General features: G+C 69.2%; 11 protein-coding genes. 6 read left to right on the top strand and 5 right to left on the bottom strand.

Annotated elements, in window-relative coordinates; all coding sequences use genetic code 11:
* The first annotated feature begins 98 nt into the window (after positions 1 to 98).
* The 4 genes from AC1VXD_RS07185 to AC1VXD_RS07170 all read left to right on the top strand — a co-directional run bounded on the left by AC1VXD_RS07185 (position 99) and on the right by AC1VXD_RS07170 (position 4863).
* Entirely contained in the window at positions 99 to 2564 is a 2466-nt protein-coding gene (locus AC1VXD_RS07185) for a DNA topoisomerase I (RefSeq protein ID WP_482991483.1), read from the top strand.
* A gap of 120 nt (positions 2565 to 2684) precedes the next feature.
* Entirely contained in the window at positions 2685 to 3275 is a 591-nt protein-coding gene (tsaC, locus tag AC1VXD_RS07180) for an L-threonylcarbamoyladenylate synthase type 1 TsaC (protein WP_482991482.1), read from the top strand.
* 43 nt (positions 3276 to 3318) lie between these two features.
* Entirely contained in the window at positions 3319 to 4026 is a 708-nt protein-coding gene (locus AC1VXD_RS07175; RefSeq protein ID WP_482991481.1) for a DUF4124 domain-containing protein, read from the top strand.
* A gap of 105 nt (positions 4027 to 4131) precedes the next feature.
* Positions 4132 to 4863 carry a hypothetical protein gene (locus AC1VXD_RS07170; protein ID WP_482991480.1) on the top strand — a complete coding sequence of 244 codons (732 nt, stop codon included), beginning with the start codon at positions 4132 to 4134 and terminating at the stop codon, positions 4861 to 4863.
* Positions 4864 to 4944: 81 nt separating this feature from the next.
* Here AC1VXD_RS07170 and AC1VXD_RS07165 read toward each other — a convergent pair whose 3' ends face one another.
* On the bottom strand, positions 4945 to 5721 hold the full coding sequence (locus tag AC1VXD_RS07165; protein ID WP_482991479.1) for an SDR family oxidoreductase: 777 nt from the start codon (positions 5719 to 5721) through the stop codon (positions 4945 to 4947).
* A gap of 108 nt (positions 5722 to 5829) precedes the next feature.
* Between AC1VXD_RS07165 and AC1VXD_RS07160 the strand changes: the two genes are divergently transcribed.
* Positions 5830 to 6036, top strand: a complete 207-nt coding sequence (locus AC1VXD_RS07160; RefSeq protein ID WP_482991478.1) for a hypothetical protein — start codon at positions 5830 to 5832, stop codon at positions 6034 to 6036.
* A 216-nt stretch (positions 6037 to 6252) separates the two neighbouring features.
* Here the strand turns inward: AC1VXD_RS07160 and sppA are convergent, their stop codons facing one another.
* From sppA to AC1VXD_RS07140, 4 genes are all read right to left on the bottom strand, one after another.
* Positions 6253 to 8175 carry a signal peptide peptidase SppA gene (gene sppA, locus AC1VXD_RS07155; RefSeq protein WP_482991477.1) on the bottom strand — a complete coding sequence of 641 codons (1923 nt, stop codon included), beginning with the start codon at positions 8173 to 8175 and terminating at the stop codon, positions 6253 to 6255.
* A 115-nt stretch (positions 8176 to 8290) separates the two neighbouring features.
* Complete coding sequence (locus tag AC1VXD_RS07150; RefSeq protein ID WP_482991476.1) at positions 8291 to 9655, bottom strand: MATE family efflux transporter; 1365 nt, start codon at positions 9653 to 9655, stop codon at positions 8291 to 8293.
* A 156-nt stretch (positions 9656 to 9811) separates the two neighbouring features.
* Positions 9812 to 10387: a DUF3106 domain-containing protein gene (locus AC1VXD_RS07145; RefSeq protein WP_482991475.1), complete on the bottom strand. Its 576-nt coding sequence runs from the start codon at positions 10385 to 10387 to the stop codon at positions 9812 to 9814.
* The gene (locus tag AC1VXD_RS07140) at positions 10380 to 11378 is read right to left on the bottom strand and encodes a hypothetical protein (protein WP_482991474.1); all 999 of its coding nucleotides are present in this window, start codon (positions 11376 to 11378) and stop codon (positions 10380 to 10382) included. The genes AC1VXD_RS07145 and AC1VXD_RS07140 overlap by 8 nt, the downstream gene beginning before the upstream one ends.
* Before the next feature lie 414 nt (positions 11379 to 11792).
* Between AC1VXD_RS07140 and AC1VXD_RS07135 the strand changes: the two genes are divergently transcribed.
* Complete coding sequence (locus tag AC1VXD_RS07135) at positions 11793 to 13970, top strand: primosomal protein N' (RefSeq protein WP_482991473.1); 2178 nt, start codon at positions 11793 to 11795, stop codon at positions 13968 to 13970.
* Positions 13971 to 14012 lie beyond the last annotated feature (42 nt).

Genomic DNA, 14012 nt, shown 5'->3' with positions numbered 1-14012 from the left:
TTCAGTTTATCGATTTGCCCGTGGCCGCTTCACTAATGCGGCCGTTTGCTCCACCCTAGCGGCCCCTTCCCCCGGTCCGCCCACAGACCTTTCCCTACATGCCCAAGCACCTGCTCATCGTCGAATCGCCGGCCAAGGCCAAGACGATCAACAAATACCTCGGCAAGGACTACACCGTCCTGGCCTCGTATGGGCATGTGCGCGACCTGATCCCGAAGGAAGGCGCGGTCGACCCGGACAACGGGTTCGCCATGCATTACGACGTCATCGACAAGAACGAGAAGCACGTCGATGCCATCGCCAAGGCCGCCAAGGGCGCCGACGACATCCTGCTGGCGACCGACCCGGATCGCGAGGGTGAAGCGATCAGCTGGCACATCGCCGAGATCCTGAAAGAGCGTGGGCTGGTCAAGGACAAGCCGATGCAGCGCGTGGTCTTCACCGAGATCACTCCGCGCGCCATCAAGGAAGCCATCAACCAGCCGCGCGCCATCGCCAGCGACCTGGTGGACGCCCAGCAGGCGCGCCGCGCGCTGGACTACCTGGTTGGCTTCAACCTGTCGCCGGTGCTGTGGCGCAAGGTGCAGCGCGGCCTGTCCGCCGGCCGCGTGCAGAGCCCGGCGCTGCGCATGATCGTCGAGCGCGAGGAAGAGATCGAAGCCTTCATCGCCCGCGAATACTGGTCCATCGCTGCCGAGTGCGCGCACCCCAGCCAGCATTTCAACGCCAAGCTGATCAAGCTGGACGGGCAGAAGTTCGAGCAGTTCACCGTCACCGACGGCGACACCGCCGAGGCCGCCCGTCTGCGCATCCAGCAGGCCGCGCAGGGCTCGCTGCACGTCACCGACGTGGCCAGCAAGGAGCGCAAGCGCCGCCCGGCGCCGCCGTTCACCACCTCCACCCTGCAGCAGGAAGCCTCGCGCAAGCTCGGCTTCACCACCCGCAAGACCATGCAGGTGGCGCAGAAGCTGTATGAGGGCGTGAACATCGGCGACGAAGGCACCGTCGGCCTGATCTCGTACATGCGTACCGACTCGGTGAACCTGTCGCAGGACGCGCTGGCCGAGATCCGCGACGTGATCGCCCGTGATTACGGCATCGCCTCGCTGCCGGACCAGCCCAACACCTACCAGACCAAGTCCAAGAACGCCCAGGAAGCCCACGAAGCCGTGCGCCCGACCTCGGCCCTGCGGACCCCGGCCCAGGTGTCGCGCTTCCTCACCGACGACGAGCGCCGCCTGTACGAGCTGATCTGGAAGCGCGCCGTCGCCTGCCAGATGATCCCGGCCACGCTCAACACCGTCAGCGTCGACCTGTCGGCCGGCAGCGAACACGTGTTCCGTGCCAGCGGCACCACCGTGGTGGTGCCCGGCTTCCTGGCCGTGTACGAGGAAGGCAAGGACAACAAGAGCGCAGAGGACGAGGACGAAGGCCGCAAGCTGCCGGCGATGAAGCCGGGCGACCGCGTCCCGCTGGAACGCATCCAGGCCGACCAGCATTTCACCCAGCCGCCGCCGCGCTTCACCGAAGCGGCGCTGGTGAAGGCGCTGGAAGAGTACGGTATCGGCCGTCCCTCGACCTACGCCTCGATCATCCAGACCCTGCTGTTCCGCAAGTACGTGGAAATGGAAGGCCGCAGCTTCCGCCCGTCCGACGTCGGCCGCGCGGTGTCCAAGTTCCTGTCCAGCCACTTCACCCAGTACGTGGACTACGACTTCACCGCCAAGCTGGAAGACGAGCTCGATGCCGTCTCGCGCGGCGAGGAAGAGTGGATTCCGCTGATGGCCCGCTTCTGGGAACCGTTCAAGGAGCTGGTGGAAGACAAGAAGGAATCGGTCGACCGCGCCGAGGCCAGCGGTGCCCGCGAACTGGGTACCGACCCGAAGACCGGCAAGCCGGTCAGCGTGCGCCTGGGCCGTTTCGGGCCGTATGCGGCCATCGGCAGCACCGCCGAGGACGCCGAGGAGAAGCCGAAGTTCGCTTCGCTGCGCCCCGGCCAGTCGATGCACACCATCTCCCTCGAAGACGCGCTGGAACTGTTCCTGATGCCGCGCGCACTGGGCCAGGACAAGGATGAGGACGTCAGCGTCGGCATCGGTCGTTTCGGCCCGTTCGCCAAGCGCGGCAGCACCTACGCCTCGCTGAAGAAGGAAGACGACCCGTACACCATCGACCTGGCCCGCGCCGTGTTCCTGATCGAAGAGAAGGAAGAGATCGCGCGCAACCGGATCATCAAGGAGTTCGAGGGCAGCGACATCCAGGTGCTGAACGGCCGCTTCGGCCCATACATCAGCGACGGCAAGATGAATGGCAAGATCCCAAAGGATCGCGAGCCGGCCTCGCTGACCCTGGCTGAAGTGCAGCAGCTGATGGAAGAAACCGGCAAGCCGGTGCGCAAGGGCTTTGGCGCCAAGAAGGCCGCCGCGAAGAAGGCCCCGGCCAAGAAGGCGGCGGTGAAGAAGGAAGCCGCGCCGAAGAAGGCGGCTGCGAAGAAGGCGCCCGCGAAGAAGGCGGCGAAAAAAGCAGTGAAGAAGGCCGCCAAGAAGGCCGCAGCCAAGAAGTAGACCCACGCCATGCGTGGATGATCTGCCACGCCATGCGTGGATGATCTGCCCGGATGTGCGGACCAACGGTCCGCCCCATAACCGGTGCCCACCACCCGTTCTGCACGCCGCGGGGGGATAATGAAGCCCCACGTCGGGCCGGCCGTCCCCATGAAAGAACTCACCCTCGATACTGCTGTGGCCACGCTGCGCGCGGGGGGCGTGATCGCCTACCCGACCGAAGCTGTCTGGGGCCTGGGCTGCGACCCTGCCCATGAGGCGGCGGTGCACATGGTCCTGCGCCTGAAGCAGCGCCCGGTCGAGAAGGGCATGATCCTGGTCGCCGCCGATCTGCCCCAGCTGGAAGGCTGGGTGCGCTTGGAGGCCCTGCCCGACGCCCGCCAGCGCGCGGTGCTGGCCAGCTGGCCCGGCGCCAACACCTGGATCCTGCCGGCCGGCCCCCGTGCGCGCCCGTGGGTGACCGGTGAACACAGCGGCATCGCCGTGCGCATCAGCGCCCACCCGCTGGTGGCGGCGCTGTGCCGCGCCTGGGGCGGTCCGCTGGTGTCCACCAGCGCCAACCTGGCCGGTGAACCGCCGGCGCGCAGCCGCGAAGAACTGGACCCGCGACTGCTGCGGCTGCTCGACGGCATCCTGGATGGCCAGACCGGCGGCCTGGCCCAGCCGACGCCCATCCGCGACGCGCTCAGCGGCAGCATCCTGCGCTCCTGATGCGCCGATTGCAGTGCCGCGGCAATTCGCGCAGGCTGCAGCCATGAACCTGCTGCGCCCTGCCCTCTGCCTGGCTCTGTCGATGCCCGTGGTGGCCTTCGCTGCCGATGACGTGCGGGTCTACCGCTGCGTCGGCAGCAACGGCGCCGTTGCGCTGCAGGACAAGCCCTGCAGCAGCGGCCGCCAGGAAGTTCGCGACCTGCAGCGCCCGCGCGACCCGCCGCCGCATGCGGTCAGCACCGATACCCCGCTGCCGACGCCCGCAGCGACGCCGGACATGGGCGTGCGCGAGGTCCGCCACGTCTACATCCAACCGCCGCAGCCGATGTACGAGTGCGTGCGCGACGACGGCAGCCGCTATACCAGCGACAACAACGAGGGGAATCCGCGCTGGGTGCCGGTATGGACCACGGTCTGGTACGGACCGGGCCCCCGCGGTGGGCCGCGCCCGCGTCCGCCAGGACCGGGCACGGGAGGCGGCGCCATCGGCATCGGGCCTCCTCCGGGGGCCGGCGGCATCCCGGTGCACCGGCCCCCGCTCGGCTACGGGGTCAACGTGCCCGGCGGCAACGTTCTGGTGCGCGACGCCTGCAGCCTGCTGCCGCCGCGCGAAGTCTGCTCGCGCCTGCGCGACCGTCGCTGGGAGCTGGACCGCCGCTACAACAGCGCGCTGCAGAGCGAACGCACCGCGATCAGCAACGAGCAGCGCGGCATCGACGCACGCCTGTCGCAGGACTGCAGCGGCGGCTGAGCGCATTTGCTTTGGTAGATGCCCACCTTGGTGGGCACCGCTGTCTACCAGCGCCAACCAAGGTTGGCATCCATCAGGCGGTGGCCGCTGCTGTAGGCTGCTGGCATGAAGAAACTGATCTGGCTGGCGCTGTGCCTGCTGCCCGGCACTGCCGCGGCCGAGGAGATGGTGATCTACCGCTGCACCGGCAGCAGCGATGTTCCCACCGTGCAGCGCATGCCCTGTTCGGCCGGCATGAAGCAGGAGATCGTGAAGCTGCCCGGCTCCGCGTCGTCGACGCCGGCTGCGGCCCCTGCGGCCGCTCCCACGCCGGCGCCGGTCGCCGTCGACCCCGCGCCTGCAGCGCCCGCAACGGAAGCGCCCGTCGCTCCCACACCGCCGCGCGCGGGCCAGGAACGCATCATCAGCGAGGCCTACATGGTCGAGCGCGATGGCGGCGATGCCATCCTCGACAGCGCCCTGCTGCCCCGCCCAGGGGATGCCGCGGTCGATGAGAACGCGCCGCCCAAGCCGCCACTGCCGCCGATCTTCCAGTGCCAGGATTCACAGGGCGGCCAGTACCTGCACGAATACGAAGCCGCGCCGGGCCGCTGCGAGCTGATGAACGTCAGCGGCTTGGGCGGTGCCACGCCGGTCAATGCGGCCAGCTGCGAGGTGGTCAGCGACCGTTGCAGCGAAGTGGCCGAGGCGCAGCGCTGTGGCAGCTGGCAGCAGCGCTTCCGCAATGCCCGCGGTCGCGAGCGCTTTGCCTCGGAGGAAAACCGCGACGCCGCCCGCGCCGAACGCGAGCGCCTGCAGGCGGTGCTGGCCGCGAGTGATTGCCGGGTGCCGGATTGATTGTCCGCCGGGCATGGCCGGGCGCTACCCACCCGATGTCGCGCCATCACCGGTAGCGCCGGGCCATGCCCAGCGAGGGGGTCAGAACCCGTAGCGCAGGAAGCCGCCGTCCACCGCGATGCATTCGCCGGTGACGTAGCTCGATGCGGGCAGGCACAGGAAGCCCACCGCTGCGGCCACTTCTTCCGGCTCGCCAATGCGGCGCATCGGCGTGCGTGCGATCACTTCTTCGTAGTAGTCGGCATCGGACAACGGGCCGGACGTGCGCCGGGTGCGGATGTACCACGGCGCCACCGCGTTCACCCGGATGCCATCCTCGGCCCACTCCACCGCCAGGTTGCGGGTCATCTGGTGCATCGCCGCCTTGGTCATGCCGTACACCACGCCGCTGCGTACATGGGTGAAGCCCGAAACGCTGCCGACGTTGACGATGGACGAGGAGGCGTGCCGGGCCAGCAGCGGATGCGCGTAGCGCGACAGCTCGAAGGCCGAGAACAGGTTGGTCTCGAAGATCTGGCGCCACTCGTCCTCGGAGTACTCGGTCGCCGCCTTGCTGACGTTGCCGCCGGCATTGTTGACCAGGATGTGCAGGCCATCGCTGTGGTCCTCCACCCAGTCCAGGATCTGCCGGCGATCTTCGTCATCGGAGACATCGGCGGCCAGCGCATGCACCTGCATCTGCGGATGCACGTCCAGCAGTTCGTCGCGCGCGGTTTCCAGCATGTCGATATCGCGGCCGACGATCATCAGGTCGGCGCCGAAACCGGCCAGTTCGTGCGCGATCGCCAGGCCGATGCCGGCGCTGGCACCGGTGATCAGGGCCGTCTGCCCGTCCAGGCGCCACCGTTGCTGGATCATATGTTCTCCGGGGCCGCGCCCGCTGTCTCGATGCCGCAAGGATACGCGTCACAGCAGGGCGTTGCCGACAGTGCGACACTGCCGCATCACCCGCCCCGGAGCACCACGATGCGTCTGCTGATTCCCGTGTGCCTGTCGGTCGCACTGCTGGCCGGTTGCCAGAAGCCGGCCCCGCCCAACCCCGGGAAGCCGCCGGAGCCGCAGGCGCTGGCCAAGGCCATCAACCGGCCGCTGGACCGCGCCAAGGATGTCCAGAAGACCGTGGACGCTGGTGCCGAGCGCGAGCGCAAGGCCGAGGCTGAAGCAACGCAATGACGCGTGAGCGGTAGCGCCGGGCCATGCCCGGCGAGCGCGAAGCGCGGCCGCCACAGCGCGGGACGCCGAGACAGCCGCCAAGCTGTCGGGCTCGCGCTTCACCCTGCTGCGCGGCCAGGTCGCCCGCCGGTCTCCAGAATCCGCCGGGCATGGCCCGGCGCCACCAATGAAAACACCCGGCCGAAGCCGGGCGTTTTCATTACCAGCAGATGCCGGTCAGAACCCGCAGAAGCAGTACGCCAGCGCCTTCACCGGTGCACCGTTGCCCTTCTCGCGCGCGGCGTTCTCGACGAAGCGCAGCTGGGTATCCACTTCCGGCATCGTGCGCGCCAGCATCATCCGCGCCACGCCCGAATCGGCCAGCATCCAGGCACCGGCATGGCTGCCGGCGAACCCACTGACGAACTGCGCGAACGGAGTGGCAGGTTTCTCGATGTAGCGCACGCGGTACTTCTCGTCATTGCCCAGCTTGGCACGGCTGGCGGCGTCGGCCACGGCGTCCTTCATGCCGCCGAAGGCGTCGACCAGGCCGCGTTCCTTGGCCTGTGCACCGCTCCAGACGCGGCCACGGGCCACTTCGTCGATGGCTTCGACCGGCTTCTTGCGGGCTTCGGCGACGCGACCGGTGAAGTCGGCATAGCCCTTGTTGATCACCGACTGGATGACCTGGCCCACGGCCGGGTCCATCGGGCGGGTGACGTCGAAGGCGCCGGCGAAGCGGGTCGTGCCCACGCCGTCGGTGTGTACGCCGAACTTGTCCAGCGCGCGGCTGAAGTTGGGGATCATGCCGAAGATGCCGATCGAACCGGTGATGGTCGACGGATCGGCGTAGATGCGATCGGCGTTCATGCTGATCCAGTAACCACCGGAGGCGGCCAGGTCACCCATCGACACCACCACCGGCTTGCCGGCGGCCTGCAGGGCCACCACTTCGCGGCGGATCTGCTCGGAGGCAAACACTTCACCGCCCGGCGAATCCACGCGCAGCACCACGGCCTTGACCTGGTCGTCGTCGCGCGCAGCGCGCAGCAGGGCCGAGGTCGACTCGCCACCGATGCGGCCGGCCGGCAGGTCGCCGCCGCTGATCTCGCCGGAGGCCACCACCACGGCCACCTGCGGACGGTTGTCCACCGGGTTGCGGCGCGCGTCGAGCTGACCCATGTACGAGGCGAAATCGATGTTGCGGAAGCCGCCGTCGGCGTCTTCGTCGGCCACGCCGCGCTCGATCATCAGATCCTCGAATTCCTCGCGGGTCTTCAGCGCGGTCACCAGCTTCTGCTGCAGGGCGAACTTGGCCAGGTCACCACCAGCCGCCGCCACGCCTTCGGGCAGGGTGTCGATGCCCGCAGCCAGCTGTGCCGGATCCAGGCGGCGCGCCTTGGCGATGTCACCCAGGTAGCGCTGCCACACGTCGTTCATCCAGAACAGGTCGGCTTCCTTGGACGCCGGCGAGGCCGCATCCAGCACGTATGGTTCGGCGGCGGACTTGTACTCGCCCACCTTGAACAGGTGCACGTCCACGCCCAGCTTGTCCTGCAGGCCGGTGCGGAAGTACTGGCGGTAACGGCCCAGGCCCTCGAGCACCACCGAGCCCATCGGGTCCAGGTAAACCTCGTCGGCCTGCGCGGCCAGCAGGTACTGCGACTGGCCCATGCTCTGGCTGAAGGCCACGATCTGCTTGCCCGAGGCGCGCAGGTCCTGCAGCGCACCAGCCACTTCACGCAGCGAGGCGAAGCCGGACGGCTGCAGCTTGTCCAGCTCCAGCACCACGCGTTCGATCTTCTTGTCGGCCTTGGCCGACTCGATCACGCGCAGCAGGTCGCGCAGCTGCACTTCCTCTGCACCGTTGTCGCCGACCGCCTTGGCCAGCGCGCGGCTGACCGGATCAGCGCTGTACTGCTCGACCAGACGGCCTTCCGGCGCGATGACCAGCGTGGTGCGGTCCTGCAGCGATCTGCTGGCGCCGGCACCCATGCCCGCAGCGACGATGAACATCACCACCACGAACAGCAGCAGGCCGAAGAACACCAGGTTGAGGATCAGCCTGCGGGTGAAATTCATCACGTCCCACAGCCCGATGAAGAAACCGGCGATGGGATTGCGATGCGCCGGGGGCAGCGGGGGCACGGGTTGGTTCATGGAGCGCTCCGGATGGCTTCTTGCCGTGGTAACAGCATAGCCGGTGCCGTGTGAGGCGGCATCGGACACAAGTCAGGGGTTCGCCCGTCACGGTCTGGCGTGACGGGCACGACGATCATTCCAGGGCCGATTGACCGATGCGCAGGCTGCTGCGACGCAGGCGCCAGCCCATCAGGATGGCGGCGGCGGTCAGGCCGACGATCAGGCCGATCCACATGCCCTGCGGGCCCATGCCAAGGCCCAGGCCGAGCCCGGCACCGAGCGGCATGCCCAGGCCCCAGTACGCGAACATGGCGATGAACATCGGCACGCGCGTGTCCTTCAGCCCGCGCAGCGCGCCGGCCGACAGCACCTGGATGCCATCGGGGAACTGGAACGTGGCCGCGTACAGCAGCAGGGTCGAGGCGAGGCCGGCCACCGCGAGGTCATTGGTGTAGACGCCGACGATGGCGTCGTGGCCGAACAGCAGCACCGCCGCCGACAGCGTCTGCGTGCCCATGATGATCGCGTAGCCGGCCCACGCCGCGCGGCGCACGCCGAAGCCATCGCCGCGGCCGACCGCATGGCCCACGCGCACGGTGGTGGCCTCGGCCACGCCCATCGGGATCATGAAGCACAGCTGCGCCACGTTGATCGCGATCTGGTGCGCGGCTGCTTCGTTGGCGCCGAGGCGGCCGATCAGCAGCGCGGTGACGATGAACAGGCCGCCCTCCATCAGCACGGTGATGCCGATCGGCAGGCCGGTGCGCAGCAGGTCCCAGATGGCCGCCGGGCGCGGGCCCTCGAAGTGCGAGAACAGCTGCAGGTGGGCGAAGCGCCTGGTGAACCACAGGTAGGTGGCGAAGGCGATGGCCTGCAGCCACATCATCACCGCCGAGGCGATGCCCAGGCCTTCGGCGCCCATTTCCGGAAAGCCGAGCTTGCCGTTAGCCAGCACGTAGCCCATCGGCGCCAGCACCAGCAGGCCACCGAAGCCGAGCAGCATGGTCGGCAGCGTCCAGTGCATGCCCTCGCTGAGGTAGCGCATGCAGAAGTACAGGGTCAGCGCCGGGCCACCCCAGCGCACAGCGTGCAGGAACGCCGTCGCCCCCGGCACGATGTCCGGGGCGATGCCGAAGGCCGGCAGCAGCGGCGGCACCACCGTGAGGAAGATGAACATGATCAGGCCCAGGCCCAGCGCCAGCCACAGCGCCTGGCGGAACAGCGGGCCGATCTCGCGCTCGCGGCCGGCACCGTGCAGCTGGGACACCGAGGCGGTAAGCGAGATGAGCGTGCCGATCGGGATCAGCATCGGCAGCCACAGCAGGGCCGTACCGATGGTCACCGCAGCCAGGGTGGCGGTGGCGTGGTGGCCGGCAATGACGTTGTCGACGAAGGAGATCAGACCGGTGGATACATGGCCCAGCACCAACGGCAGGGCGAGCAGACCGGTCGCGCCCACTTCCTTGCGGAAGCGCGGCGTGGAGGTTGCGGTAGACATGGAAGTACAGGACGCCAACTACGGTTGCGCGCGAAGGGCACAGGCACCGGGTTGCGGCCGGTCATCTTACGCGCGCAGACGCGCCATTCCCATGACCGCCCGCTAAAAAGGGGACGGAGGGGATTGAAGCGACATAATCCCCTCCGTCCCCTTTTTTCAGCCGCCTGCCTGGTGCTTGAGCCAGGCGTCGCGTTCGGCGGCGGGTACGGCGAGGAAGGCGCTGCGCACGGCATCGCGTTCCTGCGGCGGGGTGCGCTGGGCCACCAGCGTCAATTGCGTCAACTGCGCGGGGCTGAGCTGGCGCAGCGCGGCCAGTGCTGCCTCGCGCTGCTCCGGCGGCACCAGGCCGAACAGGCCGTGCAGCTTGGGGAACTGCATGCCCAGCTGCGGCCCCAGCCGCCAGCCATCGCGGAAGGACTGGTCCTGGGCCTGGAACCGCTCGCGCAGGCGCTGCTGCTGTTCGGCCGGCAGCGCGGCAAAACGGGCGGCCGCCTGGCGGACGCGCTCGCGCTCGCCCTCCGGCAACGCCTTCAACGACGCATAGTCGGCACGACGCTGACGCTGCTGCTCGGGGCTGAGCTGGGCGAAGGCGGCGGGTGAACCCGTATCGGCCACCGGCGCCGGCGTTGCACCGGGCGCTGGCGGCGGCAGCGGTACTTCCAGCGAGGGCGGCGCGGCGGCCAGCGACAACGGCAAGGCCAGCAGCACGCTGGCAAGCAGGAATTTATTCATCGGCAGCAGCGGTTTCCAGCGCGGCACCGACCGGCTCGGGGCGGGTCGGCTTGGGTTCGGATTCATCCACCGGCAGCGGGCCGCCCGCAGCGCTCCACGCATACAGGTCGGCGTCGGCGGCCAGCGGATAGTCGCGGTCTCCCAGCATGGCGGCGTCCTCGGCCGCGTGGCCATCGGCGGCAGCGGTCGGCTGCACCTCGCTGGCCGGCAGGGATTCAACGGTGACCGGGCCGGACTCGGCGACCACGCCTTCCGGCAGCGGCGCATCGCTGGCCGTCGCGTGGTGCTGCCAGTAGCGCCAGCCCAGGGCGGCCGCGAGCAGTACCGCCACCGTCACCAGCAGGATGACCGGACCACGCCAGCGTGGCGCACCACTGCTGGGGCGGCGGCGCTTGGGCGCGCTGCGCTCGTCGCGCTCCGGCGTGCGCCAGCTGGCGGTAGGAGGCTGGTTGTTCGTGGCCGGTGCCGAGGGCTGCTGCAGCTGCTGCAGGCGCTTGGCCGGCAGATCGCGGATGCGCAGCTGCACCTGCTCGGCCAGGCCGCGCCACGCCGCGGCGTCTGGCTGGCCGTGGGCATCGCGCGGGCAGGCGGCGGCCAGCAGCTGCTGGTAGCCGTCTTCATCGATATCCAGCACCCGGGTGGCAATGCCTTCATCCAGGCTGCCACCGACCCGCAGCAGCAGGGCCAGGCGCGGCAGCGGCGGCATATCGCCCAGGGCAGCCAGCGACGGCGGCCACTGCCCGGCAGCCGGCTCGCGCAGCGCCTGGCGCTGGCCCAGCAGGGTCCAGAAACGGGTCGGCCACTGCGCCATCGGCAGGTCGCTGGCCACGGCGGAGAAAGCGCGCATCACCGCGACCAGGGTCTGCTCGGCGCGGGCGGGGTCACCGCACTGCAGCTCGGCAACCACCAGCGCGCGGCGTTCGACGCCACGCAGGAAGGCCGACAGCGCGCCGGCCGCGGTCGAGGAAACAGGGGCGGGCACAGCCGTCATCGGTTACTCCAAAGGTCTGCGGGCATGATAGCGGCAGCCCATCGGCGACCGGCAGGACTTGCGCCCACGGGCACTTCGTGCTGCAGGTTGTGCACAGCATCAATGCGGTCCCCGGTCGAACCGATGTGAAGCTGCGGATTCACCTTGTTTCAGCAATGTTTCACGATCAAGTCATTGATTTTGTTGCCTTTTTAATCATGGCTATTTTTTGACCAACCCGGGTGTAAAGCCGTCGCCATCGGCCTCACACGCGCCCGTCGAGCGGTAACGCACAACGTTATCCACAGAAGATGTGGATAAGACTGAATCTCTAACAGCCACCGATATTTAGGTGACATTTACGATTGCGCGGCAGGCGCGGGCGACGCGATCGACTCTGCCATCGGCTCCCGCCCTGCCCGTTACACTGCCCCGATGCTCGACCCCATCCCGACCCTGCAGGTCGCCCTGCCCGTCCCGCTGCCCCGCCTGTTCGACTACCTGCCCCCGGAAGGTCCGGCTCCGGCCGTGCCGGTCGGCTGCCGCCTGAGAGTGCCGTTCGGCAATCGCGAGCTGGTGGGCATGGTGGCCGGCCACGGCCAGGTGGACGACGGCCAGGGCCTGCGCCAGGCGCTGGCCTGGTGCGATCCGCAGCCGCTGCTGCAGGGCGAGCTGTGGCAGAGCCTGCAGTGGCTGGCCCGCTACACCCATTCACCGTTGGGCGAAGTGGTGAACACCGCCCTGCCCGGCCCGCTGCGGCATGGCGAGGCCCTGCCCGACACCCATCACTGGGGCTGGCAGCTGACCGCCGCCGGCCAGGCCCAGCGCGAAAAGCTGCGCGCCGGCACCCGCCCGCGGCAACTGGCCGAACTGCTGGGCAAGGCCGTGGTCGACGAAGACGTGCTGGGCGCGCGCATGGAGGACTGGCGCACCGCTGCACGCAGTCTGGCCAAGCGCGAGCTGGCCGAGCGCGTGGCCCTGAGCGTGGCACCACAGCATGCGCAGCCCCTGCCCGGCCCCACTCTCAACCCGGAACAGGCCGAGGCCGTAGACGCGATCACCGCAGCCGACGGCTTCCATGCCTTCCTGCTGGACGGGGTGACCGGCAGCGGCAAGACCGAGGTCTACCTGCAGGCGATCATCCACTGCCTGGCGCAGGGGAAACAGGCGCTGGTGCTGGTGCCGGAAATCGGCCTGACCCCGCAGACCCTGTCGCGCTTCCGTGGCCGCCTCGGCATCGCGGTGCATGCGCTGCATTCGGGCTTGAACGACAACGAACGCGCGCGCGTCTGGGCCGCGGCCTCGCGCGGCGAAGCGCGGGTGATCGTCGGCACCCGCTCGGCGGTGTTCACCCCGCTGCCGCAGGCCGGCCTGCTGATCGTCGACGAGGAACACGACGGCAGCTACAAGCAGCAGGACGGCATCCGCTACCACGCCCGCGATTTCGCCCTGGTGCGCGCGAAGGCGCTGGGCATTCCGGTGCTGCTTGGCAGCGCCACGCCGTCGCTGGAAACCCTGCACAACGCCCATGCCGGCCGCTACACCCACCTGCGCCTGAAGCAGCGCGCCGGTGAGGCGCGGCCGCCACGCGTGCGCATCCTCGATGTGCGCAAGCGGCCGCTGCACGATGGCCTCTCCGCCGACGTGCTGGCCGGTATCGGCGAACACCTGCAGCGTGGCCAGCAGGTGCTGGTGTTCAAGAACCGCCGTGGCTACGCGCCGGTGCTGCTGTGCCACGACTGCGGCTGGACCGCGCCATGCCAGCGCTGCGATGCGCCGATGACCGTGCATGGCGGCGGCCGTCGCCTGCAGTGCCACCACTGCGGTGCGCGGCAGCCGGCGCCCCTGGCCTGCCCTGCCTGTGGCAGCCTCGCGCTGCAGCCGCAGGGCATCGGCACCGAGCGCCTGGAAGAACACCTGGTCAGCGCCTTCGCCGATTATCCGGTGGTGCGCATCGACCGCGGCACCACCTCGCGCCGCGACGCGCTGGAACAGCAGCTGGCGAAGCTGGGCGACCAGCCCGGCATCCTGGTCGGCACGCAGATCCTGGCCAAGGGCCACGACCTGCCCAAGCTGACCCTGGTGGTGGTGGTCGGCATCGACGAAGGCCTGTTCTCGGCCGACTTCCGCGCCAGTGAAAAGCTGGCCCAGCAGCTGATCCAGGTGGCCGGCCGCGCCGGTCGCGCGCGCGATCCCGGCGAAGTCTGGCTGCAGACCCACCACCCGGGGCACCCGTTGCTGGAAACCCTGGTGAGCGGTGGCTACCACCCATTCGCGCAGGCCGAATTGAACCAACGCCAGGCCGCCGGCTTCCCGCCGTTCGCACACCTGGCGCTGATGCGTGCCGAAGCGCAGCAGCTGGAACATGCCAACGCCTTCCTGCTGGCGGCGCGGCAGCTGCTGGGCGAGCAGAACGTGGTGGAGGCCTATGGGCCGATGCCGGCGCCGATGCCGCGTCGCGCCGGTTACCAGCGCACGCAGCTGCTGCTGTCCGCGCTGCAGCGGCCACCGCTGCATGGCGTGCTGGCCCAGCTGGTGCCCCAGCTGTACGCGCTGCCGGAGGCGCGCAAGGTGCGCTGGTCGCTGGATGTGGATCCGACGGATCTGTATTGAGGCAGACGGTCGGCAGCGCCGGGCCATGCCCGGCGATCCTCC

Source organism: Stenotrophomonas sp. STEN054 (genome assembly GCF_056854535.1).
This window is presented reverse-complemented; position numbering and strand designations above follow the sequence as displayed.

Bases quoted from the DNA above. Each gene is read 5' to 3' on its own strand.
- AC1VXD_RS07145 (WP_482991475.1), bottom strand. From the start codon at position 10,387: ATGAATAAATTCCTGCTTGCCAGCGTGCTGCTGGCCTTGCCGTTGTCG.
- sppA (WP_482991477.1), bottom strand. From the start codon at position 8,175: ATGAACCAACCCGTGCCCCCGCTGCCCCCGGCGCATCGCAATCCCATC.
- AC1VXD_RS07140 (WP_482991474.1), bottom strand. From the start codon at position 11,378: ATGACGGCTGTGCCCGCCCCTGTTTCCTCGACCGCGGCCGGCGCGCTG.
- AC1VXD_RS07135 (WP_482991473.1), top strand. From the start codon at position 11,793: ATGCTCGACCCCATCCCGACCCTGCAGGTCGCCCTGCCCGTCCCGCTG.
- AC1VXD_RS07150 (WP_482991476.1), bottom strand. From the start codon at position 9,655: ATGTCTACCGCAACCTCCACGCCGCGCTTCCGCAAGGAAGTGGGCGCG.
- AC1VXD_RS07165 (WP_482991479.1), bottom strand. From the start codon at position 5,721: ATGATCCAGCAACGGTGGCGCCTGGACGGGCAGACGGCCCTGATCACC.
- tsaC (WP_482991482.1), top strand. From the start codon at position 2,685: ATGAAGCCCCACGTCGGGCCGGCCGTCCCCATGAAAGAACTCACCCTC.
- AC1VXD_RS07170 (WP_482991480.1), top strand. From the start codon at position 4,132: ATGAAGAAACTGATCTGGCTGGCGCTGTGCCTGCTGCCCGGCACTGCC.
- AC1VXD_RS07160 (WP_482991478.1), top strand. From the start codon at position 5,830: ATGCGTCTGCTGATTCCCGTGTGCCTGTCGGTCGCACTGCTGGCCGGT.
- AC1VXD_RS07175 (WP_482991481.1), top strand. From the start codon at position 3,319: ATGAACCTGCTGCGCCCTGCCCTCTGCCTGGCTCTGTCGATGCCCGTG.
- AC1VXD_RS07185 (WP_482991483.1), top strand. From the start codon at position 99: ATGCCCAAGCACCTGCTCATCGTCGAATCGCCGGCCAAGGCCAAGACG.